The organism is Microbacterium sp. KNMS, from assembly GCF_053851835.1.
Map to the genome: position 1 here is coordinate 79,448 of NZ_JBSQBP010000004.1, position 26,041 is coordinate 105,488.

A 26,041-nucleotide genomic window follows, 5' to 3' on the forward strand; every position below is an offset into this window, starting at 1 on the left:
GCTCCCGTCAGTCGGCGGCCAGCGCCTCGACGGGTGCGATGCTCGTGGCCAGTCGCGTCGGCGTGACCGCCGCGACCACGGTGAGCACGGCCATCGCGGCGACGATCGCGAGCACGGGCGCCCACGGCACAGCGGGCAGGACGAGCGAGCCGGCCGGGCCGCCAGGGTACGCCGGCACCGACCCGAGCAGCGACTGCGCCCCGGCCCATCCGTAGGCGATCCCGAGCACGAGGCCCGTGACGAGCGAGGCGAGCGTGATGTGCGTCGCCTCGAGGAGCACCATCGCGCGCACCTGGCGCCCGGAGAGGCCGAGCGAGCGCAGCAGGCCGAGCTCGCGACGCCGCTGCACGACGCCGATCGTGAGGAGGTTCACGAGACCGACCGCCGCGATGACGGCCGACACCGCGACGAGCCCCATCATGATGTTCGCGAAGGTGTCCATGATCACCGAGAACTCGCTGTCGAGCTCGCCGCCCGCATTCGCCGTGAGCACCGCCTTGGCGGTCTCGGTCGCGACGGCGAACATCGTCACGAGCGTCACGCCCATGACCACGCCGATCGACATGCGGCTCGAGCGCTCCGGATGACGCAGTGCGTTCTCGGACGCGAGCACCGCGGTCGCGGACCTGCCGAACCAGCGCCCGACCATCCGGAGCACGGGAGGCATGACCGTCGTCGCGCCGAGGACGAGTCCCGTGAACGACAGGAGCCCGCCTGCGAAGGCCGGGAGGACGCCGAGCGGCGTCACGAAGCCGCCCACGACGCCGACCCCGAGGAGCACGGCGCCGATCGCGAAGAGCACGATCGCGATCACGTTGCGCGCGGGGCGCTGCGAGACCGCGTCGTGCGACCGCTCGACGGAGCCGCCGAGCGCCTGGAGCGGCGTGACGGTGAGCACGCGACGCGAGCCGACCCACGCGGCCGCCCACGTCGTGAGCACGACGATCGCCGCGGGGAGCACGAGCACGGGCTGCGCGACGACGTAGCCGTGCCCCGCGACGCCGAGCAGCCGATCGCCCAGCGCCGTTCCCGCGTAGGAGAGCCCCACGCCCGCAGCCAGCCCGATGAGGGCGCCGATCGCGCCGACGACGAGGCCCTGGCGGCCGACCTCGGAGCGCTGCGAGCGCGCGGACGCGCCGATCAGGCGCATGAGGGCGATCCGGCGCACGCGACCCGCGACGATCGTCGAGAACGTGTTGGCCGTCACGACCGCGGCGACGTACATCGCGACCGCGGTGAGGAGCACGCTGAGGATGGCGACGACGATCGCGAGCGTCTCGGAGTCGCCGATGTACGGGTCGTTCTGCAGGACGGCGCCGATGTAGCCGGTCGTCGTCACGAGCGTCACGCCGAACGCCGCCGACAGCGCAGCGACGAGCACGCTCGCCCCCATGCCGCGCTCGCGCAGGAAGGCGAGTCGAGCGGATGGCCGGACAGCGGCCATCCGGTCAGGTGCCGCGGCGACCGCGGTCATCGCGCGGCTCCCGCCGTGGGGATGGCCGACGTCGCGGGAGCGGTCTCCGCCGCGAGCATGTGCGCCGAGATCTGCTCGGGCGTCTGCCGCGGCTTGTCGGCGACGATGCGGCCGTCGCCGAGGAAGAGCACGCGGTCGGCGTAGCTCGCGGCGAACGGATCGTGCGTCACCATCGCGATGCTCTGGCCGTGCTCGCGGCTCGCGGCGGCAAGCAGGGCGAGCACCTCGCGTCCCGTGCGGGAGTCGAGGTTGCCGGTGGGCTCGTCGGCGAAGAGCAGGTCGGGGGCCGTCGCGAGCGCCCGCGCGATCGCGACGCGCTGCTGCTGCCCGCCGCTCAGCTCGTGCGGCTTGTGGCGCAGGCGCGGCGCGAGGCCGAGCGTCTCGATGAGCCCGTCGATGCGCGCGCGCTCGGCGCTCGACGGCTTGCGGCCATCCAGGTCGAACGGGAGCTGGATGTTGGCCTGCACATCGAGCGTCGGCACGAGGTTGAACGCCTGGAAGACGAATCCCACGCGGCGCCGACGGAGGATCGTCAGCTCCTCGTCGCGCATCCCCGTGATCTCGGTGTCGCCGATCCAGACGCGTCCGCTCGACGGCGCGTCGAGCCCCGCCATGATGTGCATGAGCGTGGACTTGCCCGAGCCGGACGGCCCCATGATGGCGGTGAACTGGCCGCGTCGGATGCCGACGCTGACGCCGTCGAGAGCACGGACGCCGTTCTCGCCGGCGCCGTACTGCTTGGTGAGCTGCTGCACGCGCGCGGCGAGCCCCATGTCGGTGGTCGTGATCTCCATGCCTACGACGCTAGGAACCGACCCCCGTCGCGGTCATCGCCCGCCCGGCTCATCCCGCTACATCGCGAGGATGATCCCGCGCGCCTCTCGGAGGATCGGCTCGGCGGGCTCCTCCGTCATCGGGCGACTCGCCCACAGCATCCCGCGCTCGATGATCGTGCGCACGCTGACGTCCCGGAGCACGAGGAGACTGTGGCCGGGCGTCGCGACGAAGACACGGCCTCTGCCCCAGCGCCGCGTCCAGACCGCCGGCGCGGTCGCCGTGCGCTGCCACGAGCGCGAGGGCAGCGCCGGGTAGGTCGTCGTCGCCAGGACGTCGTTGCCGTCGTCGGCGAGCACCCAGTACTGCTCGGTGCGCAGCGTGAAGTCCTCGAGACCGGTCATGATCTCGTGCGAGCGGCCGCGATCGGCGATGTCCACGGTGTAGCAGAGCACGTCGTCGTGCGCGTCGTCTCGGCGGCCGTCGCCCCGTCGGGCGGGGTGCGCCACCGCGCGCGCCCCGATCAGCTGCCGGTAGCCCGCACTGCCCGGATACGAGTCGACGATGCCGCCGTGCCAGCCCGCGAGACCCGTGCCGCGCGCGACGGCACCGCGCAGCCCGACCAGGGCCTCAGGGGAGATCTCGGACGCCGTGACGCACTGCACGATGAGGTCGGTGCGCTCCATCTCCGCCTGGTCGGCGTAGATCTCGCTCGACTCCGCGATGCGCACCTCGAACCCGCTCTCCGCGAGGAACGGCACGAAGAGGTCCGTCGCCTCGACGGGGCGATGTCCCTCCCCGCCGCCGCGGACGATGAGCGCCCGGCGGGCCCTCATACGCCCGCCTTCCCGGAACCGGCGGGCCGCAGGTCGGCTCGGCTCTCGATCATCGCTGTCGGTCCTGTCGTCGTCATGGACTCGTCCCTTCCACCTCGACGGGATGTACGCGTGGGGAAACCCTGCCACCGGGCGGTGGTCGAGCGGGCGGGTTTGCGCAAAAATGTCGGCATGCGCCTCACGCCGGATGTGACCCTGACGTCCGTCGCCGAGCGAGCCGGCGTGAGCGTGGCGACGGCCTCCCGCGCGCTGCGAGGGAGCGGGGAGATGTCAGACGACACCCGTGCGCGGATCGCACGCGCCGCCGCGGAGCTCGGCTACTCGGCCGTGGGCCGGCGACGAGGCCGCCCGCGGCGCGGCACCTCCCTGATCGACCTCGTGCTCGGGCACTTCCACGATCCCTACACGCAGGAGATCACGGCCGGCGCCCGCACGACGGCGTCCGCGCTCGGCTACGACCTCGTGCTGACGACGGAGCGCGACGATCCCGCGGATGACTGGCCGGAGCGGATCCGGTCGCGCGGCTCGGCGGGAGTCATCATCGGGCTCATCGTCCCGACCAGCACCCAGATCGCGACCATGCGCGCGGCGGGCATCCCGCTCGTGCTCATGGAGCCGCCATCCGAGGCCTCGCGCCCGCTCCCGAGCCTGCGCATCACGGATGCCGCGGGTGGCGAGGCTGCCGCGCGGCACCTCGTGCAGAACGGCGCACGCCGCTTCATCGCGATCGGCGGAGCCCCGTCGTATCGGTACGGCCGCGCCCGCGTCGACGGGTTCACGCGCGCCCTCGAGGACGCCGCGCCGGGTGCCCCGTACGTGCGCACGAGCGCCGACTGGAGCGCGTGGGACGCGCAGCGCGCGTGCACGCGGGCGCTCGCCGAGCTCGGCGAGCTGGGCGGCGACGGCCCCATCGGCGTCTTCTCGTGCTCGGACGAGATGGCCGCCGGCGTCTACCGCGCGGTCGCCCAGAGCGGGCGGAGCATCCCGCACGACGTCCTCGTGGTGGGCTTCGACGACGTGCGCAGCGCGCGCTGGCTTCACCCGCCGCTCACGACCATCCGACAGCCCATCCGCGAGGCCGCGTCGGAGGCGGTGCGGATCCTCGCCCGCGCGGCCGCGGGCGAGGATCTCAGCACGGAGCCGATCGTCATGCCGACCGAGCTCGTCGAGCGCGCGTCGACCCGACGCGCGGGGCGAGCCGGCCTCAGCCCTTGAACGCGCCGTCCATGATCCCCGCCACCATGCGGCGTCCGACGAAGAAGAACACGATGAGCAGCGGGAGGGTGGCCATGAACGAGCCGCCCATGGTCAGCGCGAGGTCGATGGTCCGGTTCGCCTGAAGCTGCTTGAGGGCGATCTGCACGGTGAAGAGCTCGGGCGACTTGAGCACGATGAACGGCCACATGAAGTCGTTCCACACGCCCGTGAAGGTGATGAGACCCAGCACGAACGCCGCCGGTCGGACGATCGGGAACCCGATGCGCCAGAAGATCTGCCAGCTGCTCGCACCGTCGATGCGCGCGGCGGCCATCAGCTCGTCGTTCAGCGTCGTCGCGAGGTGCTGCCGCATCCAGAAGATGCCGAAGGCGCTCGCGAGCCCGGGCACGATGATGGCCTGGAGCGTATCGACCCACGACAGCCACGAGATGATCAGGTACTGCGGGATCACGCTCAGCTGTGCCGGCACCGTCATCGTCAGCAGCACGATGAGGAACAGCACGTTCCGCCCGGGGAAGGTCAGCTTCGCGAAGGCGAAGCCGGCCAGCGCGCACAGCAGCGCCGTGGCGACGGCCACCACGAGCGAGACGAACACGCTGTTGAGCAGGGACTGGAAGAAGGGCACCGTCTCGAACACCTTGGCCGCGATGTCGAAGAAGTTGAAGCCCGGGTAGAGCCGCGGAGGGCTCGACGTGACGGCCGTCGCGCCGACCGACGCGATCACGAACATGTAGTACAGCGGGAACACGCTGATCAGGACCGCGACGATCAGCAGCGCGTACACCGGCCATCCGACCCGGCCGATGCGGCCCCCGTTGCGCGTGCGGCGGCCCGTGACGATCGCCTCCGTGCGCGGCGCGGCGAGCGCTCCCTCGTCTGTCAGCTGCGACATCAGCGTGCCCTCCTGGTGCGGGTCGTGAGGAAGAAGTTGATCAGCGACGCGACGACGACGATGACGAACAGCGCCACCCCGATCGCCGACCCGTAGCCGAACTCGAACTGCCCGAAGCCCTGCTCGTAGAGGAACAGCGCGAGGGTCTGGCACTGCCGGCCGCCGCCGCAGGTGAGGCCCGACTCGGGCGCCACGAGGAGCGGCTCGGTGAAGATCTGGAGTCCGCCGATCGTCGACATGATCACGGTGAAGATGATGATCGGACGCAGCGACGGGATCGTGAGGTGGATGAACTGCTGCCATCCGGATGCGCCGTCGACCGAGGCGGCCTCGTACATCTCGCGCGGAAGCGCCTGCAGCCCGGCGAGATAGAGGAGTGCGTTGTACCCGAACCAGCGCCACATCACCATGGACGAGATGACGATCCAGGATCCGACCTGAGACGACAGGAAGTTCACCGCCGGCGCCCCGACGAGATCGAGGATCCAGTTGATGAGTCCGAAGTTCTTGTCGAAGATCTGCGCGAAGACGAGCGCCGTCGCCGCGACGGAGGTGATGTACGGCACGAGGAGCGCCATGCGGAAGAAGTTCGCGAACTTCAGCGCGGCGTGGTTGAGCAGGTGCGCGAGCCCGAGCGCCAGGAGGAGCTGCGGGATGGTCGAGATGAGGAAGATGCCGAACGTGTTGACGAACGCGTTCCAGAACCGCGGATCCTGGAAGAGGCGCTCGAAGTTGGCGAGGCCGACGAACGTCTGCTCGCCGACCGGATTCCAGTCGAACAGCGCCACGTAGAAGGTGAACAGGAGCGGGAAGAGCCCGAAGATCGCGAAGATCACGAAGAACGGCGCGATGTAGAGGTACGGCGCGATGCGCTCGGCGAGCGGCTGTCTGATGGGGCGAGCGGATGCCCGCTCGGGGCTGATCCGCGGTGCGCGGATGGCGGTCGCAGTGGCGGTCATGGGTCCTGCCTCGGTGAGGACGGCGACCCGCCCGACAGGCGGGTCGCCGTCGATCGAACGGTGGGTCAGCCGCCCAGCGCGGCCCTGACGCTGTCGAGGCCGGTCTGCCAGGCCTCGTCGGGCGGGACGTTGCCGGCTTCCATGTCGACGAGCGCGTTCAGGAGGGCCGCGCCGATCGCACTCGTGTCCGGCCCGTTGTAGAACGAGTTGAACTGGGTCACGGACTCGCTCATGATCTCGCCGATCGGCGAGTCGCCGAAGAACGGGTCGGTGTACTGACGTACCTCGTCGCTCTCGAGCGCGGCCTTGGCCGCCGGGAACGTGCCCGTGACGGAGAAGTGCTCGGTCTGCCCCTCCGGAGAGAGCATCGTCTCGATGTACTGCCACGCGGCGGCGGGGTTGTCCGCGCGGGCAGGGATCGCGATGACGCTTCCGCCCCAGTTGCCGCCGGTGCCGGGGATCGAGGCGATGCGCCACTTGCCCTCGGTGTCGGGGGCGTCCGTCTTGAGACCGGACAGGATCCACGACGGAGCGGTCGTCACCGCGAAGGACCCGTTCGCCTTGCCCGGCCCCCACCCCGAGGACCAGGCGGCGATGCCCGCGCTGATGCCGGCCTCGTAGGTGCGGACCGCGACGTCGAAGGCCTCCTCGACCTGCGGATTCGAGTCGTAGATGAGCTCGCCGTCGTCGGAGTAGTACTTCTCGGTGACCTGGTTCACCGTCGAGAAGAAGACGCTCGTCTCGACGTTGTCGACGAACGGCTCCCCTGTCGCCTCGGTGTACTTCTCGCCCATCGCGATGAAGTCGTCCCAGGTCGCCCACATCTGCGCGACCTCGTCTGGATCGGTCGGCAGCCCCGCGGCCTCGAAGAGGTCGGCGCGATAGGCGAAGGCCAGGCCGCCGACGTCCGTCGGGATCCCGATGATCGAGCCGTCCTCCGCGGTCGCCCCCTCGACGGCCCAGTCGAGGTACCCCTCGCCGATGTCGTCTCCGCCGAGCGTGCGCAGGTCGACGAAGTTGCCCGGGTTCTCCACGAACTTCGGCAGGTCGTCGTTCTGGATCATCACGAGGTCGGGAACCTTGCCCCCGGCGAGCGCGGCGGTCAGGGCGGTGGCCGTCTCCGTCGTGCTGCCGACCTCGGTCAGCTTGACCTTCGCGTCGGGATTCTGCTCGAGGTAGCGGTCGACCGAGTCCTTCTGCCCGATCCCGGTGAACGACCAGAACTCGAACTCCGCGTTCGGGTCATCCGAGGCCGATCCTGATCCTCCCGACGTGCACCCGGACAGCGCCAGGGCGAGAGCACCGATTGCCGCGATGGGCAACGCCAGACTGCGACGATTCACAACAGCTCCTCTTCTTCGGGGATGGCGGGGCGTCTCGAGAGAACCCGCATGAGAGATCGTTCTCTCGTTCGCGGTCACAGTAATCCACATCCGAGACGGGGGCAACCCGCGTCCTGCGAGGCGCGCGATTCCCTGGATCCGCCACGCGCCCACCCCATCCGTAACATGGGGGTTGCGCACGGCCAGCGGCCTCGCCTCGGCCACGCAGAGAACGTGCAATGATCAGCCTGTCGGAGAGATCGATCTTCGAGGGGATGAACTCCGTGGAGGAGCCATGGTCCGACCCACCATCGTCGACGTCGCCCGGGCGGCGGGCGTCTCACGCGCCACGGCGGCACGGGTGCTCGCCGGCGCGACGAACGTCGACCCGGTGATGACCAGCGCGGTCGAGCGCGAGGCGCAGCGGCTGGGGTACGAGACGAACGTCGCGGCCCGTGCCCTCCGCGGCGGACGAGCGGGGGCGGTGGGGCTCGTCGTCGCGTTCGAGGAGCTCGGGGGTCTGAGCGGCACATTCTTCGCTGCTGTGATGAAGGGGGCCGCGAAGGCCCTGTCGGTCGGCGAGGTGCAGCCCGTCCTCCTGCCGGCCGACCAGGAGGACATCGAGCGCGTCCCGCGCTTCCTGCGCTCGGGGGCGCTGGACGGCGCGATCGTGATCCTCCAGCACGAGATCTCGCACCTCGTCGAGCGCCTGGCGGACTCCCCCGTGCCGATCGCCTGGGTCGGACGCCCGCACGCCGACATCGGGCCGGAGCCCATCATCGTCGACTCCGACAACTACGGCGGCGGCGTGCTCGCGGCGCGCGCGCTCGTCGAGGCCGGCCGCCGCTCCATCGGGATCATCACGGGGCCGCTCGACCTCGAGCAGGCTCGCGAGCGCACCCGCGGATGGACGGACGAGCTCGCACGGCACGGGATCGTCCCCGGGCCGATCGTGCACGGCGACTTCAGTCTCGACAGCGGCACGGCCGCGATGGCGCGACTCCTCCGCAGAGAGCCCGATCTCGACGGGGTCTTCGCCGCGTCGGACCTCATGGCCGCGGGGGCGCTCAGGGCGCTGCAGGCCGCGGGGCGCAGGGTGCCCGCCGACGTCTCCGTCGTCGGATTCGACGACGTCCTGCTCGCCGCCACCTCGGATCCGCCGCTCACGACCATCCGCCAGCCGCTCGAGGCGATGGGGAGAGCCGCCGCCGAGACCCTTCTGGCGACCATCCGCGGGCTGCCCGCCGAGAGGATCCAGACCCTGTCGACGTCCCTCGTGCGGCGCGAGTCGCTGTAGGGGCGGCTTCAGGCCAGGCCGTGCTCGAACGCGAAGACGACGAGCTGCACGCGGTCGCGCAGGGCGAGCTTCGTGAGGATGCGGCTGATGTGCGTCTTCACGGTCGCCTCGCTGAGGAACTCCCGCTGGGCGATCTCGGCGTTGCTGAGCCCCCGGGCGGCGAGCGCGAAGATCTCCTTCTCGCGGTCGGTCAGCTCGCCGAACGCCGGCGGCGCCGGTCGGGGCGCCTCCGCGAAGTGCGCGAAGAGCTCCCGCGTCGCGGATGCCGCGATGACCGACGACCCGGCGTGGACCGTGCGGATCGCCGCGAGGAGGAACTCGGGGTCGGCGTCCTTCAGCAGGAAGCCGCTCGCCCCTTCCCGGATCGCGCGCGCCGCGGCCTCGTCGAGGTCGAATGTCGTGAGCATGACGACCTTGGGCGGGTCGGGCTCGGCGAGGAGGTGCGAGGTCGCGGCGAGGCCGTCCATGACGGGCATGCGGATGTCCATGAGGACGACATCGGGACGGGTCGCGCGCACCACGGCGATCGCCTCCTGCCCGTCGCCCGCCTCGCCGACGACCTCGAGGTCGGGCTGCGACGCCACGACCATCCGGATCCCGGCGCGGAACAGCGCCTGGTCATCCACGAGCACGACCCTGATCATCCGTCTCCCCTTCGTCGCTCCACTCTTTCACGCACCCGCACGTGTCTCACTTTCCCCGGCTTTTCCGGCGCCATACCCGCACGAAACGAGACATGCAGGATCGGGGCGCGCCGGGGCGGGCGGGTCATACGGGGAGCGTCGCCTGCACGACCCAGTCGGCGCCCTGCGGGCCGGCATCGAACCGGCCGCCGACGAGCTCGGCGCGCTCGCGCATGCCGATGAGGCCGTGGCCCGCCGACTGCACAGGCGGAGCGTGGAGCACCTTCGTCCGCGCCGTCGTGACCGGCACCGGACGCGTGTCCGACGAGACCCTCCGGTTGCGCACCGACAGCGCGACGCTGCCCGGCAGCCACGCGAGATGGACGTGCACGGGCCCGCCGTCGCCGTGCCGCATCGCGTTCGTCGTCGCCTCCTGCAGGATCCGGTACACCGCGAGCTGCACGGACGCCGGCGGCTCGCCGGGCGGAGCGGGGTCGACCGTCACCCGGAGGTCGACGCCCGCGGCGCGCACGTGCGCGTAGAGCTGCTCGAGGTCGGCGATCGTCGGCTGCGGCCCCTCGGCCTGCCGATGCCGCAGCTGGGTCAGGAGCATCCGCACATCCGACAGCGCGGAGCGCGCGGTCTGACTGATCGTCGCGAGCGCCTGGGTCGCGGCCTCGGGGTCCGCGGCGGCCGCGTACCGGGCGCCATCGGCCTGCGCGATGACCACCGCGAGCGAGTGCGCGACGACGTCGTGCATGTCGCGCGCGATGCGCCCGCGCTCCTCCTCCGCCGTGGCCCGCTCCTCGGCGAGCAGCTGCGCGCGCCGTGTCTCGCGGTTTCGGATGACGACGCGGAAGAGGGCGCCGAGCGTCCAGGCCAGAAGCAGGCTGAAGAGCGCCGCGCCGAACACGAGCATGAGCGACAGCACCGCCTGCAGCGGCGAGCTCGCTCCCCCGACGTATCCGACGTAGCCGATGCCCGCGATCGCGGGGCCGAAGACGAACAGGTACAGCGCGACGCAGAGCGCCCCCGCGCACGCCGAGGCGAAGCCCACCCAGAAGACGACGCGCGAGCCGTAGGCGGCGACCGCGAAGAGCACGACGAAGATCGCGACGTTCGCCGCCATCGGCTGCTGACCCGTGCCCATCTGCACGAACGCGCCGATCCACGCGACCGCGAGCGACAGCGCCGGTGCGCAGCGGCTCAGCATGAGCGCGGTCGTCATGAGCGCGAGCGTCGCGGCGCCCCCGATCCACGAGAAGCCGTCGTCGTAGGTCGGCAGCAGCACGGCCGCGAAGAGGAGGAAGAACGCGCCCGTGAAGCCGTCGAGGATCCACTGCGCCGCCGACACGCGTCGGAAGAGCCCCCGCCACCGTGTGCGCAGGGGCGTGCTCGTGCTCGTTCCGGCGCCGTCCACCCCCTCCACGGTACGGGCCGGCGCGCGGCGCGGCATCCGCCGTGCGGCGTATCCGCCATCCGTCGCGAGTCGCACGGCTGAGCGGATGGCCGCGCTGCGGCCCCGAGGACGACCTGCGTTGCGTCATGTGACGCTCTGTTTCGCCGCGTGTGACGGTCTGTTGCGCATGCGCGCGAGCCCCTCACCCTCCGCTCCCTAAGCTCGACCCACATCGAGCGAGCGGGAGACGAGCATGACCTTGAGCGAGACCGGCACGCAGGCCGCACCGGCGGCGGCGCGCGGGGCGCGCATCCGTCCGCCTCGCCCGTCGAGCAAGCCGAACGGGCAGTGGAAGATCGACGGCACCGAGCCGCTGAACGCCAACGAGCAGTTCAAGCAGGAGGACAACGGCCTCAACGTGCGCGAGCGCATCGAGACCGTCTACGCGCAGGGCGGCTTCTCCTCGATCAACCCGACCGACCTGCACGGCCGCTTCCGCTGGTGGGGTCTCTACACCCAGCGCAAGCCCGGGATCGACGGCGGCAAGACCGCGACCCTCGAGCCGCACGAGCTCGAGGACGAGTACTTCATGCTGCGGGTCCGCATCGACGGCGGCCAGCTCACGACCGAGCAGCTGCGCGTGATCGCGGGCATCTCCAACGACTTCGCGCGCGGCACGGCCGACCTCACCGACCGTCAGAACATCCAGCTGCACTGGGTGCAGGTCGAGGACATGCCGGAGATCTGGCGCCGCCTCGAGAGCGTCGGCCTGTCGACCACCGAGGCCTGCGGCGACGTCCCCCGCGTCGTCCTCGGCTCTCCCGTCGCGGGCATCGCCGCCGACGAGCTCATCGACCCGACCCCGCAGATCGACGAGATCACGCGCCGGTTCATCGGCGACCCCGAGCTCGCCAACCTCCCGCGCAAGTTCAAGACCGCGCTCACCGGCCATCCGAGCCAGGACGTCGTCCACGAGATCAACGACGTCGCGTTCGTCGCCGTCGAGCACCCCGAGCACGGGGTCGGCTACGACGTATGGGTCGGCGGCGCGCTGTCGACCGTGCCTCGCCTCGGCGAGCGTCTCGGCGCATGGGCGTCCCCCGAGCAGGTCGCCGAGGTCTGGTACGGCGTCGCGCGCATCTTCCGCGACTACGGCTACCGTCGCCTCCGCAACAAGGCGCGCCTGAAGTTCCTCCTCGCCGACTGGGGCGTGGAGAAGTTCCGCGAGGTCCTCGAGACCGAGTACCTCGGCTACCGCCTCGCCGACGGGCCCGCCGCTCCGAAGCCGCCGACCCCCGGCGACCACATCGGCGTGCACCGCCAGAAGGACGGCCTCTTCTACGTGGGCGCGACGCCCATCGTCGGGCGCTCGTCCGGCACGCAGCTCGCGGCTCTCGCCGACCTGCTCGAGGCGCACGGCTCGACGCGGCTGCGCACGACCCCGCACCAGAAGCTCGTCTTCCTCGACATCGCCGAGGACCGCGTCGAGTCGCTCATCGCGGGCCTCGACGAGCTCGGCCTCAGCGCGCGACCGAGCCTCATCCGCCGCGGCACGATCGCGTGCACGGGCATCGAGTTCTGCAAGCTCGCGATCGTCGAGACGAAGGAGAACGCGCGGATCGCCGTCCTCGAGCTCGAGAAGCGGCTCGCGGGGGTCGACCTCCCCGCGCCCCTCAGCCTGCACATCAACGGCTGCCCCAACTCGTGCGCGCGCATCCAGACCGCCGACATCGGGCTCAAGGGCCAGATCATCACGGATGACGACGGCAACAAGGTCCCGGGCTACCAGGTGCACCTCGGCGGCGGGCTCACCGCGCACGACCGCGAGGAGGCCGGCCTCGGCCGCACTGTGCGCGGGCTCAAGGTCGAGGCCACCGGCATCGCCGACTACGTCGAGCGCATCGCGACCCGCTATGCGGAGAGCCGCGAGGGCGACGAGAGCTTCGCGCAGTGGGCCCACCGCGTCGATGAGGAGGTCCTGCGATGACCGTCAGCCTCGCGCCGCGTCTGCAGACGCGCCGCTCCGCCGCCGAGCTCGAGGCCCTCGCCGAGGCCGGCGCCGCCGAGCTCGGCAGCCTCACCGACCACGAGGCCACGCCCGCGCAGGTCGTCGACTGGGTCGCGCGCAACTTCGGCCTCGGCGCCGTCGCCGTCGCGTGCTCGATGGCCGACGCCGCCCTTCCGCACCTCGTCGCCGAGCAGCTGCCCGGTGTCGACGTGCTCTTCCTCGACACGGGCTACCACTTCGTCGAGACCGTCGCGACGCGCGACGAGGTCGAGCGCCGCCTCGACGTCCGCGTCGTCGACGTGCTCCCCGAGCAGACCGTCGCCGAGCAGGACGCCGCACACGGCAAGGACCTCTTCGCACGCGACCCCGCCCAGTGCTGCGCGCTGCGCAAGGTCGCGCCGCTCCACGACGCCCTGCAGGGCTACGAGGTGTGGTTCACGGGCGTGCGCCGCGAGGAGGCGCCCACGCGCGTCAACACGCCGCTCGTCACGTGGGACGCGAAGAACGGCCTCGTCAAGGTGAACCCGGTCGCCGCATGGACGTGGGACGACCTGCAGGCCTACGCCTCGCTCCACCAGGTGCCGATGAACCTCCTGCTGAACTTCGGCTATCCCTCGATCGGATGCCGCCCCTGCACCAAGCCCGTCGCCCCGGGCGAAGACCCCCGCTCCGGCCGCTGGGCCGGACTCGACAAGACCGAATGCGGACTCCACACATGAGCGACACCCTGACCGCGACCGCCGCCGCGCCGGCCACGCGCCTGAGCACGCTCGACCTGCTCGAAGCGGAGGCCATCCACGTCATCCGCGAGGTCGTCGCCGAGTTCGAGCGCCCCGTGCTGCTCTTCTCGGGCGGCAAGGACTCCGTCGTCGTGCTGCACCTCGCCGCCAAGGCGTTCCTGCCCGGCCGCGTGCCGTTCCCCGTGCTGCACGTCGACACGGGGCACAACTTCCCCGAGGTCATCCGCTTCCGCGACGAGACCGTCGAGCGCCTCGGCCTCACGCTCGAGGTCGCGAGCGTGCAGGACTACATCGACGACGGGCGCCTCCTCGAGCGCGCCGACGGCACCCGCAATCCGCTGCAGACGCAGCCGCTGCTCGACGCCATCGCGGCCGGCAAGCACGACGCGGTCTTCGGCGGCGCGCGCCGCGACGAGGACAAGGCGCGCGCCAAGGAGCGCATCTTCTCCCTCCGCGACGAGTTCGGCCAGTGGGACCCGCGCAACCAGCGCCCCGAGCTCTGGAGCCTCTACAACGGCCGCCACACGCCCGGCCAGCACGTGCGCGTCTTCCCGATCTCGAACTGGACCGAGCTCGACATCTGGCGCTACATCGAGCGCGAGGGCATCGCCCTGCCGCCCCTCTACTTCGCGCACGAGCGCGAGGTCTACCGTCGCGACGGCATGTGGATGGCCGTGGGCCCTTTCTCCGAGCCCCGCGCCGACGAGACGGTCGAGACCCGCACGGTGCGCTACCGCACGGTCGGCGACATGAGCTGCACGGGCGCCGTCGAGTCGGCCGCCTCGGGCATCTCGGACATCGTCGCCGAGGTGGCGGTGTCGACCCTCACCGAGCGCGGCGCGACCCGCGCCGACGACCGGATCAGCGAAGCGGCGATGGAAGACCGCAAGAAGGACGGCTACTTCTGATGAGCACGCTCGCCCCCTCCACCCTCTTCCGGTTCGCGACCGCCGGGTCGGTCGACGACGGCAAGTCCACGCTCGTGGGACGGCTGCTCCACGACTCCAAGGCCATCCTCGCGGACCAGCTCGAGCAGGTCGCGCGCACCTCGCGCGAGCGCGGCTTCGCGGGCGCCGACGGCATCGACTTCGCGCTGCTCACCGACGGCCTGCGCGCCGAGCGCGAGCAGGGCATCACGATCGACGTCGCCTACCGCTACTTCGCGACCGCCGAGCGCAGCTTCATCCTCGCCGACTGCCCCGGCCACGTGCAGTACACGCGCAACATGGTCACGGGCGCCACGACGGCCGACGCCGTCGTCGTGCTCATCGACGGCCGCAAGGGCGTGCTCGAGCAGACCCGCCGGCACCTCGCCGTGACGGCGCTCCTGCGCGTCCCGCACGTCATCGTGGCGGTCAACAAGATCGACCTCCTCGGCTTCGCGGAGGACGCCTTCGCACCCGTCGAGCACCAGGTGCGCGAGGTCACCGACGAGCTCGGCGTCGCCGATGTGCACGTGCTCCCCGTCTCCGCCCTCGAGGGCGACAACATCGTCGAGCGCTCGGCGCGCACGCCCTGGTACACGGGCCCGTCGCTCCTCGAGCTCCTCGAGCAGCTGCCGGCCGCCGACGCCGAGGAGCGCGAGCTCGAGCCGTTCCGGCTTCCCGTGCAGATCGTCCTGCGCCCGCAGGGCGGCGTCTCGCCCGAGATCGCCGCGGCCGACCCCGACGCCGTCGAGCGCCTTCGCGACTATCGCGCGTCGGCCGGCCGCATCGCGTCGGGAACCGTGCGCGCGGGAGACCGCGTGCGCGTGCTGCCCGCAGGCATCTCGACCACCGTCACCGCGGTCGAGATCGCGGGCATCGAGGTCGACGAGGCGGCCGCACCGCAGTCGGTCGCCGTGCGCCTCGCCGACGACGTCGACGCCGCGCGCGGCAGCGTGATCGTGGCGGAGGACGCCCCGCCGCAGCTCTCGCGCGAGATCGACGCGCAGCTGTTCCTCCTCGACGAGCGCCCCCTCACGCAGGGTGCCCGCGTGCTCGTCAAGCACGGCACGAAGACCGTGCAGGCGATCGTCGACGAGATCGTCGAGCGCCGCGACCTCGACTCCCTCGCGCACGTGCCGGCCGACCAGCTCGGCGCGAACGAGATCGGCCGCGCGCGGATCCGCCTCGCCGAGGCGCTCCCCCTCGAGCCGTACAGCGTGTCCCGCCACTCGGGCTCGTTCCTCGTCATCCGGCCCGCCGACGGCCACACGATCGCCGCCGGCACCGTCCGTGACTGAGACCGCGCGCCGCGAGGGGCGCGTCACCCTCGTCGGAGCGGGTCCGGGCGACGCCGGCCTCCTCACCGTGCGCGGCCTCCGCGCGCTCGAGAGCGCCGACGTCATCGTCGCCGACCGCCTGGGCGCGCGCGGCGTGCTCGACGGCCTCGCAGCCGAGGGCATCGAGCTCCGTGCGGAGGTCATCGACGTCGGGAAGACGCCGGGCCACCATCCGATCCCGCAGGAGGCCATCTCGGAGCTCCTCGTCGAGATCGCCCTCTCCGGGCGCGACGTCGTGCGGCTCAAGGGCGGCGACCCCTTCGTGTTCGGCCGCGGCGGCGAGGAGCTGTTCCGCTGCCGCGAGGCCGGCCTCCACGTCGAGGTCGTGCCGGGCGTCACGAGCGCGAGCGCCGTGCCGGCGATCGCGAGCATCCCCCTCACGCACCGCGGCCTCGCGACCTCCTTCACGGTCGTCTCCGGGCACGACCAGATCGACGAGGTCGGCGGCGGCCGCGACCACACGGTCGTGCTGCTCATGGGCGTGGGCACCCTCCCCCATTCCGCGCATGTGCTGGGAGCCGGCCGTCGCGGCGGCGACTGCCCGGTCGCGATCGTGGAGGATGGATACGGGCCCCGGCAGCGCGTCACCTTCGGCACCCTGCAGACCATCGCGCACCAGGCCGCTCAGCGGAAGGTGCGCAACCCGGCCGTCGTCGTCATCGGCGACGTGGTCACCCTCAGCCCCTATGCACCATCCGAGCTCGTCGACGCGGTGCGTCGCGACTCCGAACGAAAGGCAGCCCTGTGAGCCTCGACAACCTGCGCGTCGCGATCGTCGGCGCGGGCCCTGCCGGGATCTACGCCGGCAACCTCCTCGCGAACGCCGTCGAGGAGGCGGGCGGATCGGTCTCGATCGACCTGCTGGAGTCGCTCCCCGCGCCCTACGGACTCATCCGCTACGGAGTCGCCCCCGACCATCCGCGCATCAAGGGCATCGTCAACTCGCTGCACGAGATGCTCGACTCGGGCCGCATCCGCTTCCTCGGCAACATCGAGGTCGGCCGCGACGTGTCGCTCGAGGAGCTCCAGGAGCGGTACCACGCCGTCATCCTCGCGACCGGAGCCATCCGCGACGCGGCCCTCGACATCCCCGGCATCGACAAGGCGGGGTCGTACGGCGCCGCCGACTTCGTCGCGTGGTTCGACGGCCACCCGGATGTGCCGCGCACGTGGCCGCTCGACGCGCAGCAGGTGGCGGTCATCGGCAACGGCAACGTCGCGCTCGACGTCGCCCGCGTGCTCGCGAAGCTGCCCGAGGACCTCCGCTCGACCGAGGTGCCCGACAACGTCCTCGAGGGCCTCGAGGGCTCGGCGGTGACGGATGTGCACGTGTTCGGCCGTCGCGGACCCGCCGACATCAAGTTCACGCCGATCGAGCTGCGCGAGCTCGGCGAGGTGCGCGGCGTCGACATCGTGCTCGACGACGCCGACTTCGAGGGCGTCGACCCGGCCGCGGCGCCGAACAACCAGATGAAGATCATGCTCCGCACGCTGAACTCGTGGCGCGGACGCGAGCTCACCGGTGCTCCCCGCCGCCTGCACCTCCACTTCTGGCACGCGCCCGCCGAGGTGCTCGGCGACGAGCGCGTCGAGGGCATGCGGTTCGAGCGCACGCGCGTCGAGGGCGACCGGGTCGTCGGCACGGGCGCGTTCGTCGATTACCCGCTGCAGGCCGTGTACCGCGCCGTCGGCTACTACGGCACGCGCGTCGAGGGCGCGCCGTTCGACGCCTCCCGCGGCGTCATCCCGAACGTCGAGGGCCGTGTCGACGGCGTTCCGGGCCTGTACGCCACGGGATGGATCAAGCGCGGGCCCGTCGGCCTCATCGGCCACACGAAGTCCGACGCGATGGAGACGGTCGAGCACCTCGTCGAGGACGCGGCCGCCGGATCGCTCACGGCCCCCACGGCCGACGACGTCGTCGCGCTCCTCGACGAGCGCGACGTCGAGTACACCACCTGGCAGGGATGGCTCGCCCTCGACGCGCACGAGCGCACGCTCGGCGAGACGCACCGCCACCAGCGGGAGCGCGTCAAGGTCGTGCCCCGCGAGGAGCAGGTCGAGATCTCGCGCGCCGACGCGCTCGCACGCTCGTGACGTACGTCATCGCGCTCCCCTGCGTCGATGTCAAGGACCGCGCCTGCATCGATGAGTGCCCGGTCGACTGCATCTACGAGGGCGAGCGGTCGCTGTACATCCATCCGGACGAGTGCGTCGACTGCGGTGCGTGCGAGCCGGTGTGCCCGGTGGAGGCGATCTACTACGAGGACGACCTGCCCGACGAGTGGCAGGACTACTACAAGGCGAACGTGGAGTTCTTCGACGACATCGGCTCGCCCGGCGGCGCGTCGAAGGTCGGCGTGATCGAGAAGGACCACCCCCTCATCGCCGCCCTCCCGCCCCAGGGCGAGTAGGCCATCCGCGAAGGCCCCGGGCTTCGGCCCGGGGCCTTCGCCGTGCCACGACGCGCCGCCGGTGGCCGGGTCGCTGGCCCGTGGTGGCCGGGTCGCCCCCTGGTGGCCGGGTCGCCTCCTGGTGGCCAGGCTGCCGCCCCCGGTGGCACTCCCCCGGTGGCCAGGTCGCACTTCGCGGCGCCAAACGGCCAAATACGGACGCCAACTGCGACCCGAACGGCCACGGCCACCCCCGACACCCACCGCAACCGAACGCCCACACCACCGGCACGGCCAAGTCGCACGTCGCGGCCCCAAACGGCCGAATACCGACGCCAACTGCGACCCGAACAGCCACACCACCACCCACGGCCACCGCCGAACGACGCCGCCCCACCACCGCCACCGGCGACACCGAACAGAGAGCACCGGACCCCGTGCCATGATCGAGGGATGCGCATCTCCGCTCGTGCCGAATACGCCGTGCGCGCGTGCGTGCTGCTCGCACGCGCGACCGAGCGCCTCGCCTCGCCGACGATCGCATCGGACGAGGGCATCCCCGCGAAGTTCCTCGAGGGCATCCTGACGTCCCTCGTGCGGGCCGGGATCGTGTCGAGCCGTCGCGGCGCCGGCGGCGGCTACGAGCTGGCCCGCCCGGCGGCCGAGTTGACCGTGGCCGACGTCATCCGCGCCGTGGATGGCCCGCTCGTCTTCGTCCGCGATCAGCGGCCATCCGACATGGCCGAGGAGGGCGCGCTCCTGCAGCTGTGGGTCGCGCTGCGCGCGAACGTGCGCAGCGTGCTCGAGGGGACGAGCCTCGCCGACCTCGCCGACGACCGGCTGCCGGCCGACGTCGCCGCGCTGACCGAGGACCCGGCCGCCTGGCAGAGCCCCTAGAGATCCGGTCTAGTCGGCGACGAGCGCGGGCTGCGCGGCCGGCGCCTCCGCGTCGGCCCTCTCGGCGCGACGCGCGATGAGGTGAGCGCGCACCGACCAGGCGACCGCCGCGGCCCACACGACGGCGATCCCGACGAGCGCGAGGTTCACCGTCGCGTCGCCCACCTCAAGGCTGCGCAGGATGGTCCGGGTGTTGGTCAGGACGATGATCCCGCCGACGAGGGACCCGAGGATGCGCGGCGGCAGCTTGCGCACGAGCCACGCGGCGAGGGGCGCGGCCGCGACGCCGCCCGCGAGGAGCGCGAGCACCCAGCCGAAATCGAAGCCCGCGGAGCCGAGGCCGAGGAGGAAGCCGAGCGATGCTGCGATCGCGACGAGGAACTCGCTCGTGTCGATCGTGCCGATGACCTTGCGCGGCTCGAGGCGGCCGCTCGAGAGGAGCGCCGGCGTGCCGACCGGGCCCCATCCGCCGCCGCCCGAGGCGTCGAGGAAGCCGCCGACGATGCCGAGCGGCGCGAGGAACGCGAGCGGGAGCGGCTTGTCGCTGCGGCGCTTCGGAAGGCCCTGCACGGTGAAGCGGATGAGGATGTAGGTGCCGAGGGCCAGGAGGATGCCCGACGTGAGCGGCGCGGCCGCCTCGGTCGACAGGCCCGAGAGGAAGGTCGCGCCCGCGAAGGCGCCGAGCGCGCCGGGCACGCCGATCTTGAAGACGGTCTTCCAGTCGACGTTGCCGAAGCGCCAGTGCGAGATGCCCGACGCGAGCGTCGTGCCGATCTCCGCGAGGTGCACCGAGGCGCTGGCCGCGGCGGGCGCTGTGCCGATCGTGAGCAGCAGGGTCGTGGACGTGACCCCGTACGCCATGCCCAGGGCGCCGTCGACGAGCTGAGCTGCGAAGCCTGCGAGGCCGATCAGGGCGAGGAGCACGAGTGTCTGCATGCCGACGACGCTAGGGGCTTTCCCCACCGTCGAGGTAGGACATTACGCACGGCCGTAACACAGCGCGTCATACGGCGACACATCCGGTCGCCGCGGGGCTCAGCGGAGGGCGCCGACCGACGCCAGGGCCATCCGGATGAGCGAGCCGCGCCCGCCCTCCATCTCCGCGGCGAGCGCATCCGACGCCGCCTCGTCGGGTGTGAGCCACGTCACCTCGAGCGCGTCCTGACGCGGCTCGCACGTGCCCGTCACGGGCACGACGAACGCGAGCGACACGGCGTGCTGGCGGTCGTCGTGGAACGCCGTCACGCCCGGGATCGGGAAGTACTCCGCGACCGTGAACGGCGTCGGCTGCGGCGGCAGCAGCGGGAACGCCATCGGCCCGAGGTCGTTCTCGAGATGGCGGAACAGCGCGTCGCGCACCGTCTCGCCGTAGCGGACGCGACCGGAGACGATCGTGCGCTTGATCTCGCCCATGCTCGAGGCCCGCAGGAGGATCCCGACGTCGGTCACCTGGCCCACGCCATCCGTGCGCACCGGGATGGCCTCGACGTAGAGCATCGGAAGGCGGCGGCGCACGGCCTCGAGCTCGAACTCACTCAGCCAGCCCGGGTTCGACGAGCCTCCCGGCACCGCGCCGATCCCGCTCGCACCCAGGTCGGATGGCAGCTGCGGCTCCTCGGGGAGCTCTTCGGGATCGGGGTCAGGCGTGCGGACCGGCATGCGTCCTTTCTACCCCGGATGTCGCCGACGTGCGTCACGATGGAGACCATGGAAGCGACGCCTGCTCTGGACGACGCCGTCGTGCGCTGGTCAGGAGAGCCCGACGGCCGGCCCGTGATCGTGCTGCTGCACGGCTACGGCGCCGACGAGAGCGACCTCTTCGGGCTCTCGACGATGCTGCCCGACGCCTTCGTGTACGCGGCGGTCCGCGCCCCGCTCGGGATGCCGTGGCCGCAGCCGGGCTACTCCTGGTACCCGATCGAGGGCCTCGAGGGCCGCTCGCCCGAGCGCACGACCGAGGCCGCCCGCCGCTTCCTCGAGTGGGTGGACGCGGCGCTCGGCCCGGATGCCGTCGTGGGCCTCATCGGCTTCTCGCAGGGCGGCGCGATCTCGCTGCAGGCCATGCGGCTCGCACCCGAGCGCTTCGCGTTCTGCGCGAATCTCTCCGGCTACGTCACCCCGGGCGAGCTCGAGGGAGACGCGGCGCTCGCCGAGCGGCGCCCTCCCGTCTTCTGGGGCCGCGGGACGCACGACACCGTCATCCCCGAGGGGCTGATCGTGCACACGACCGACTGGCTGCCCGCGCACGCCGACCTCGCCGGGCGCATCTACCCCGGCCTCGGCCACGCCGTGTCGCCGGCCGAGCTCGACGACCTGAGGGTGTTCCTCGAGAAGCGGATCTGACGCCGACCCTGGCGCGCCCGCGACGGAGTGTGTACAGTGGTCGGGTCCTGTCCCCGAGGTCTGGAGAATCCGTTGAAGCTGATCGACGCTCACGCGCTCACGCGCTGAACCGTCGACGCTCGCCGTTCTCCCTCGGAACAACCGGGCCGGTCCTTCTCTCGGACCCGCCTAGAGCCGTCCGCCGAAGTCCTTCGGCGAGCGTCCGGTGTCAGTGCATCCGCACACTCGCACACCGGAGGTCCCTCATGCCCGCTCTCACTCTCGATCACCTTTCCTTCATCTGGCCTGACGGCTCGGTCGCCCTGTCGGACGTGTCCGGCACGTTCGGCGACGGACGCACGGGCCTCGTCGGCCGGAACGGATCCGGCAAGTCCACGCTGCTGCGGCTCGCGGCCGGCGAGCTGACCCCGACCAGCGGCCACATCGTCCGCACCGGGGACATCGCCTACCTCCCGCAGCGGCTCACACTCGATGTCGACCGCCCGGTCGCCGAGCTCCTCGGCATCGCCCGTCCGCTCGCCGCGCTGCGCGCGATCGAGTCGGGCGACATCGACCCGGCCCACTTCGACGCCGTCGGAGACGACTGGGACATCGAGTCGCGCGCGCACGCCGCGCTCGCCGACGCGGGGCTCCCGCCCGAGGCGCTCGACCGCACGGTCGGGAGCCTCTCGGGAGGCGAGGCCGTCCTCGTGGCGATCGCGGGCATCCGCCTGCGCTCCGCCGCGATCACCCTGCTCGACGAGCCGACCAACAACCTCGACCGCGACGCGCGCCTCCGGCTGCACGACATGGTGCGGGGATGGCGCGGCGCGCTCGTCGTCGTGTCGCACGATCTCGAGCTGCTCGAGCTCATGGACGACACCGCCGAGCTGTACCGCGACGAGCTCAGCGTGTTCGGCGGGCCCTACTCCGCGTGGCGAGCGTGGCTCGACGCGGAGCAGGAGGCCGCCGCGCAGGCCGAGCGCGACGCGGACAAGGCGCTCAGGAAGGAGAAGCGCCAGCGCATCGAGTCCGAGGTCAAGCTCGCCCGCCGCGCACGCACCGCGCGGAAGGCCGAGGCCGAGAAGCGCGTCCCGAAGATCGTCTCGCACGGCCGGCGGATGGCCGCCGAGGTGTCAGCAGGTCGTCTCAGCACCGAGATGCGCGAGAAGGAGTCGGCGGCCCGGGAGGCGCACGAGGCCGCGGAACGGCGCCTGCGCGACGACGACGCGGTGCGCATCGACCTGCCCGATCCGGGTGTGGCCGCCGGGCGCCGCGTCGCGACGATCGGCGACGGCGAGCGCTCGTGGGTCGTGCAGGGTCCCGAGCGCATCGCCCTGACCGGGCCGAACGGCGCGGGCAAGTCGACGCTGCTGCGGAGGCTGCTCGGCCTTCCGGTCGCGTGGTGCGACGACGCCGTTCCGACGCGGGACGCCGAGCAGGCACCGCTCGTCGCGGGCCTGCACGCCGAGCTCCACGTCGAGCACGTCGGGTACCTGCCGCAGCGGGTCGACGGTCTCGTCGAGGAGGCGTCGGTGCTCGACGCCGTGCGCGCGGCCGCGCCGGACACGCCGGACCGCGAGCTGCGGAACCGCCTCGCGCGGTTCCTCCTTCGCGGAGCGACCGTCGAGCGCCCGGTGGGGAGCCTCTCGGGCGGCGAGCGCTTCCGCGTGGCGCTCGCGCGGCTGCTGCTGGCCGACCCGCCGCCGCAGCTGCTCGTGCTCGACGAGCCGACCAACAACCTCGACATCGACACGGCCGAGCAGCTGCTCGACGCGCTCCGCGCCTACCGGGGCGCGGTGCTCATCGTGAGCCACGACGAATCCTTCCTCGCGCGGCTCGCTCCCGATGCGGTGCTCGAGCTGCGCGACGGGCGGCTGTCGGAGCGCGAGCTGGCCCCGGTCGCCTGACGGGCGACCGGAGAGGTGACGGCGGCGGCACATGCCGCCGCCGTCACCCGGTCACCACCAGTAGCCGTCGGAGGTGACCGTCACGGCGTCGCCGTCGATCTCGATGCCGCCGCTGAAGGAGATGTCGCGCTCCTGCGTGACCTCCTCGTCGTCCGAGAAGAATCCGGAGTCGATGTAGGTCGCCTCGGCGACGCCCTCCGAGGCGGTGAAGTACGTGCCGTCCTCCGCGATCTCGATCGACGGGTACGACGCGATGCTCCACGTCACCGGGGTGTCGTCCGGATACACGTACACCTGGAACGGGCAGTCCTCGGGCTGCCCGACGGCCTGCTCGGCGCATCCGTCGAGGAGGGCCTTCACCTGCGCGTCGACCTCGTCCTGCAGCGCCGACGTCGGGCGGAAGTCGATCTCGGCGGCCCCGCCCTCGAAGCCCGCCGGACCTGCCGCGATCACGCGGACCGGATCGGCCTCGAAGAACGCCGACGAGGCGGGCTCGACGTCGTAGGCGCCCGGATACACCGCGACGGTCGCCTGGCCCGACTCGTCGAACGGCACGTCCACGCCGCCGATCCGCGCTCCGCCGCCGTCGGCGTACACGAAGACCTCGGTCAGCAGCGGTGTCGCGACGCGCCAGCGCTCGAGCACGAGCCACTCGTTGTCGAGACGCTCCACCTCCAGCGACGCGCTCTGCTCGACGCCGTCGAGACGGTAGGTCACGTCGATGTATCGCACGTCTCCCTCGCCCGCACCGTCCGCGACCTCGACGTCGGAGATGCGCTCCGCCGCGGCCGACAGCACCTCGTCGGTGAGGAACGCGCGCTCGGCGTTCGAGACATTCGGGTCGACGAGCGCACTCGCGGCCTCCGCCTGTCCGTCGGCGATGAGGCCGACGTACTGCGCGACAGCGGCGGCGGGCCCCCGGCCGGCGTTCACGACCGACAGCGTGACGGCCGCGCCGACGCCGAGCACCGCCACCAGGGCCACGGCCCCGCCCGTCCACGCGAGCGCCTTCTTCGTGCGCGGGCTCATCGGAGCGGGCGGTGCCGGCGGCGCGGCCGGAGCCGTCACCGCGGCCTCGCCGGCAGCGCCGCCCGCGACCGGCGCCGGCGCGCCGCCGGAGAGCCAGGTCGCGACAGCCGCGCGCCCGCCGATGACCTCCAGCAGGCGAGGCGAGAGCCCGTACACGAGCGCCGGCAGCACCTGCGCACCGAACGAGATCGCGGCGGCCCATACGAGGAGGACGAGCAGCGACCACCACGCGATCGACAGAGCGACCGTCCCCTCGCCGGAGAAGAACATCATGCTGCCTGCGCCCGCGGCCGACGCACCGAACAGCAGCAGCGCGAACACGATCCATCCGATCAGCGCGCCCGCGGGCAGCTGCCACATCCGCGCGAGGTCGACCTGCGCGCCGCGCGGCCGTCGCACTCCGATGCGCACCGCGGCGAGAACCGCCGTGACGAGCGCGACGAGCACGGCGAGCCACAGCCACCACTGCCCCGCGCCGAACACCGTGAAGAGCTCGCTCACGCCGCCGAAGCCGCTCGTGCCCGCGCTCGCCTCGATGCCGCCGAGCTGGGCGATCACCGCGAGGGCCGCGGCGACGTTCAGGCAGAGGACGAGAAGGAGCGGGATGGCGCCGGCCATGTCCTGCTGGACGAGCCCGATCGCGCCGCCGATGATCGCGAGCGGGGTGAACACCACCGCGAAGATCGTCGCGACCACGAGCGGCTCGCGGACGATCGCCGGAAGCGCCTCGACGTTCCGGCGGATGGCCGCCACCAGACCTTCGCCCTGCGCCGTGCGGTGCCCGAGCTCGCGACCGAGGAAGCCGGCCGCGGTGAGGAGGAGCGTGCCGACCGCGACGAGCCGGAAGCCCGCGCTCGTGAGCAGGAAGGATGATCCCGCCTCCTCGACGCGCGGGGACAGGATCGCGACGAGCAGGAGCAGGACGAGCGATGCGGCGAGTCCCGCCGCGGCGCTCGCGATGAGCCGATGCCACACGGTCTGCTGCGGATCGCGGCGTTCGAGACGCCACGACCACCACGCGGTGACGACGAGGACCGCGAGGGTGAGGACGAGCGGGAAGACCCACGCGGATCCGCCGCCGGACGCGCTGAACATGCCGGCGGAGCCGCCCAGCTGCACGCTGATCTCGCCGCCCAGGACGAGTCCGGCGCACACGAAGACGAAGCCGATGAGCACGCCCGCGCCGGCGTCCGGCGAGGCGCTCGAGCCGCCCATGCTCTCGAGCGCCTCGGCGAGGGGCGCGATCGCGGCGAGGGCGAGCAGGAGGCCGGCGACGATCGTCGTGCCGAGGGCGATCCCCGCGGTCGTGAGCGCGCCGATGAGCAGGGTCCGCGGCAGCTGCGTCGGGCGCAGCGACGGGAGGACCGCCGCGGGTACGGCGGGCGCGGCGCCGTCGGGCGACGCGGCCTGCGGCGGCTCCGGCGGTCCGGGCTGAGGCGGGAGCGGCGGGACGGGCGGCGCCGGCGGATGGGGCGGGCCGGGTTCGGCGGGCGGCTCGGGCTGGCCGGGCTCGACCGGCGGCTCGGGAGCCGGTTCAACGGGCGGGGCCGGCGCGGGCTCCGGCTCGACCGGCGGCGCGGGCTCCGGCTCGACCGGCGGGATGGGCTCCGGCTCGACCGGCGGAACCGGCGGCTCGGGCTGGACGTCGTCCGAGGACGGCGGATGGTCGTTCATGGTCATGTGAT

Annotated in this window: 23 protein-coding genes; 12 read left to right on the forward strand and 11 right to left on the reverse strand. The window is 72.2% G+C overall.

Annotated elements, in window-relative coordinates; genetic code table 11:
• Positions 1–7: 7 nt before the first annotated feature.
• The 3 genes from ACWXWW_RS03915 to ACWXWW_RS03925 are packed head-to-tail and all read right to left on the reverse strand — an operon-like array spanning position 8 to position 3,084.
• Complete coding sequence (locus tag ACWXWW_RS03915; protein ID WP_455968871.1) at positions 8–1,474, reverse strand: FtsX-like permease family protein; 1,467 nt, start codon at positions 1,472–1,474, stop codon at positions 8–10.
• Entirely contained in the window at positions 1,471–2,268 is a 798-nt protein-coding gene (locus ACWXWW_RS03920) for an ABC transporter ATP-binding protein (protein WP_324012369.1), read from the reverse strand. Before ACWXWW_RS03920 ends, ACWXWW_RS03915 begins: the two co-directional genes overlap by 4 nt.
• Before the next feature lie 57 nt (positions 2,269–2,325).
• Positions 2,326–3,084, reverse strand: a complete 759-nt coding sequence (locus ACWXWW_RS03925) for a ThuA domain-containing protein (protein ID WP_455968873.1) — start codon at positions 3,082–3,084, stop codon at positions 2,326–2,328.
• A gap of 171 nt (positions 3,085–3,255) precedes the next feature.
• Between ACWXWW_RS03925 and ACWXWW_RS03930 the strand changes: the two genes are divergently transcribed.
• Positions 3,256–4,299, forward strand: coding sequence for a LacI family DNA-binding transcriptional regulator (locus tag ACWXWW_RS03930; protein WP_324012371.1), 1,044 nt, complete (start codon positions 3,256–3,258; stop codon positions 4,297–4,299).
• Here ACWXWW_RS03930 and ACWXWW_RS03935 read toward each other — a convergent pair.
• The 3 genes from ACWXWW_RS03935 to ACWXWW_RS03945 form a co-directional block, all read right to left on the reverse strand.
• Entirely contained in the window at positions 4,289–5,194 is a 906-nt protein-coding gene (locus ACWXWW_RS03935) for a carbohydrate ABC transporter permease (protein ID WP_455968875.1), read from the reverse strand. The genes ACWXWW_RS03930 and ACWXWW_RS03935 overlap by 11 nt on opposite strands.
• The gene (locus ACWXWW_RS03940; protein WP_324012373.1) at positions 5,194–6,153 is read right to left on the reverse strand and encodes a carbohydrate ABC transporter permease; all 960 of its coding nucleotides are present in this window, start codon (positions 6,151–6,153) and stop codon (positions 5,194–5,196) included. The genes ACWXWW_RS03935 and ACWXWW_RS03940 overlap by 1 nt, the downstream gene beginning before the upstream one ends.
• A gap of 65 nt (positions 6,154–6,218) precedes the next feature.
• Positions 6,219–7,475 (reverse strand): ABC transporter substrate-binding protein, encoded by a 1,257-nt coding sequence (locus ACWXWW_RS03945; RefSeq protein WP_324012375.1) that lies wholly within the window; start codon positions 7,473–7,475, stop codon positions 6,219–6,221.
• 295 nt (positions 7,476–7,770) lie between these two features.
• Between ACWXWW_RS03945 and ACWXWW_RS03950 the strand changes: the two genes are divergently transcribed.
• A complete protein-coding gene (locus ACWXWW_RS03950) occupies positions 7,771–8,772 on the forward strand; it encodes a LacI family DNA-binding transcriptional regulator (protein ID WP_455968877.1) in 1,002 nt (333 codons plus the stop codon).
• Between the two features lie 8 nt (positions 8,773–8,780).
• Here ACWXWW_RS03950 and ACWXWW_RS03955 read toward each other — a convergent pair whose 3' ends face one another.
• A complete protein-coding gene (locus ACWXWW_RS03955; protein ID WP_271174433.1) occupies positions 8,781–9,416 on the reverse strand; it encodes a response regulator in 636 nt (211 codons plus the stop codon).
• A 124-nt stretch (positions 9,417–9,540) separates the two neighbouring features.
• Positions 9,541–10,815 (reverse strand): sensor histidine kinase, encoded by a 1,275-nt coding sequence (locus ACWXWW_RS03960; RefSeq protein ID WP_282980193.1) that lies wholly within the window; start codon positions 10,813–10,815, stop codon positions 9,541–9,543.
• Between the two features lie 232 nt (positions 10,816–11,047).
• Here ACWXWW_RS03960 and ACWXWW_RS03965 point away from each other — a divergent pair, with 232 nt between their 5' ends.
• The 8 genes from ACWXWW_RS03965 (at position 11,048) to ACWXWW_RS04000 (ending at position 19,095) form a co-directional block, all read left to right on the forward strand.
• Positions 11,048–12,781 carry a nitrite/sulfite reductase gene (locus ACWXWW_RS03965; protein WP_455968878.1) on the forward strand — a complete coding sequence of 578 codons (1,734 nt, stop codon included), beginning with the start codon at positions 11,048–11,050 and terminating at the stop codon, positions 12,779–12,781.
• Positions 12,778–13,521: a phosphoadenylyl-sulfate reductase gene (locus ACWXWW_RS03970; RefSeq protein WP_455968879.1), complete on the forward strand. Its 744-nt coding sequence runs from the start codon at positions 12,778–12,780 to the stop codon at positions 13,519–13,521. Before ACWXWW_RS03965 ends, ACWXWW_RS03970 begins: the two co-directional genes overlap by 4 nt.
• Entirely contained in the window at positions 13,518–14,450 is a 933-nt protein-coding gene (gene cysD / locus ACWXWW_RS03975; RefSeq protein ID WP_271174429.1) for a sulfate adenylyltransferase subunit CysD, read from the forward strand. The genes ACWXWW_RS03970 and cysD overlap by 4 nt, the downstream gene beginning before the upstream one ends.
• Complete coding sequence (locus ACWXWW_RS03980; protein ID WP_455968881.1) at positions 14,450–15,766, forward strand: sulfate adenylyltransferase subunit 1; 1,317 nt, start codon at positions 14,450–14,452, stop codon at positions 15,764–15,766. The genes cysD and ACWXWW_RS03980 overlap by 1 nt, the downstream gene beginning before the upstream one ends.
• Positions 15,759–16,553 carry a uroporphyrinogen-III C-methyltransferase gene (gene cobA, locus ACWXWW_RS03985; RefSeq protein ID WP_309299977.1) on the forward strand — a complete coding sequence of 265 codons (795 nt, stop codon included), beginning with the start codon at positions 15,759–15,761 and terminating at the stop codon, positions 16,551–16,553. The genes ACWXWW_RS03980 and cobA overlap by 8 nt, the downstream gene beginning before the upstream one ends.
• Positions 16,550–17,902 carry an FAD-dependent oxidoreductase gene (locus ACWXWW_RS03990; protein WP_455968882.1) on the forward strand — a complete coding sequence of 451 codons (1,353 nt, stop codon included), beginning with the start codon at positions 16,550–16,552 and terminating at the stop codon, positions 17,900–17,902. The genes cobA and ACWXWW_RS03990 overlap by 4 nt, the downstream gene beginning before the upstream one ends.
• Positions 17,899–18,219: a ferredoxin gene (gene fdxA, locus ACWXWW_RS03995; RefSeq protein ID WP_271172157.1), complete on the forward strand. Its 321-nt coding sequence runs from the start codon at positions 17,899–17,901 to the stop codon at positions 18,217–18,219. Before ACWXWW_RS03990 ends, fdxA begins: the two co-directional genes overlap by 4 nt.
• 432 nt (positions 18,220–18,651) lie before the next feature.
• Positions 18,652–19,095: an RrF2 family transcriptional regulator gene (locus ACWXWW_RS04000; RefSeq protein ID WP_455968884.1), complete on the forward strand. Its 444-nt coding sequence runs from the start codon at positions 18,652–18,654 to the stop codon at positions 19,093–19,095.
• A 9-nt stretch (positions 19,096–19,104) separates the two neighbouring features.
• Here the strand turns inward: ACWXWW_RS04000 and ACWXWW_RS04005 are convergent, their stop codons facing one another.
• Both ACWXWW_RS04005 and ACWXWW_RS04010 read right to left on the reverse strand, forming a co-directional pair.
• A complete protein-coding gene (locus ACWXWW_RS04005; RefSeq protein WP_282980526.1) occupies positions 19,105–20,031 on the reverse strand; it encodes a sulfite exporter TauE/SafE family protein in 927 nt (308 codons plus the stop codon).
• Positions 20,032–20,130: 99 nt separating this feature from the next.
• Positions 20,131–20,754, reverse strand: a complete 624-nt coding sequence (locus ACWXWW_RS04010) for an NUDIX hydrolase family protein (RefSeq protein WP_271174750.1) — start codon at positions 20,752–20,754, stop codon at positions 20,131–20,133.
• A gap of 48 nt (positions 20,755–20,802) precedes the next feature.
• On the opposite strand from ACWXWW_RS04010, the gene ACWXWW_RS04015 reads away from it, so the two are divergent.
• Both ACWXWW_RS04015 and ACWXWW_RS04020 read left to right on the forward strand, forming a co-directional pair.
• Positions 20,803–21,438, forward strand: coding sequence for an alpha/beta hydrolase (locus ACWXWW_RS04015; RefSeq protein ID WP_455968885.1), 636 nt, complete (start codon positions 20,803–20,805; stop codon positions 21,436–21,438).
• 245 nt (positions 21,439–21,683) lie between these two features.
• Positions 21,684–23,327, forward strand: coding sequence for an ABC-F family ATP-binding cassette domain-containing protein (locus tag ACWXWW_RS04020; RefSeq protein ID WP_455968886.1), 1,644 nt, complete (start codon positions 21,684–21,686; stop codon positions 23,325–23,327).
• Between the two features lie 51 nt (positions 23,328–23,378).
• Here ACWXWW_RS04020 and ACWXWW_RS04025 read toward each other — a convergent pair whose 3' ends face one another.
• A complete protein-coding gene (locus ACWXWW_RS04025; protein ID WP_455968888.1) occupies positions 23,379–26,036 on the reverse strand; it encodes a hypothetical protein in 2,658 nt (885 codons plus the stop codon).
• Positions 26,037–26,041 lie beyond the last annotated feature (5 nt).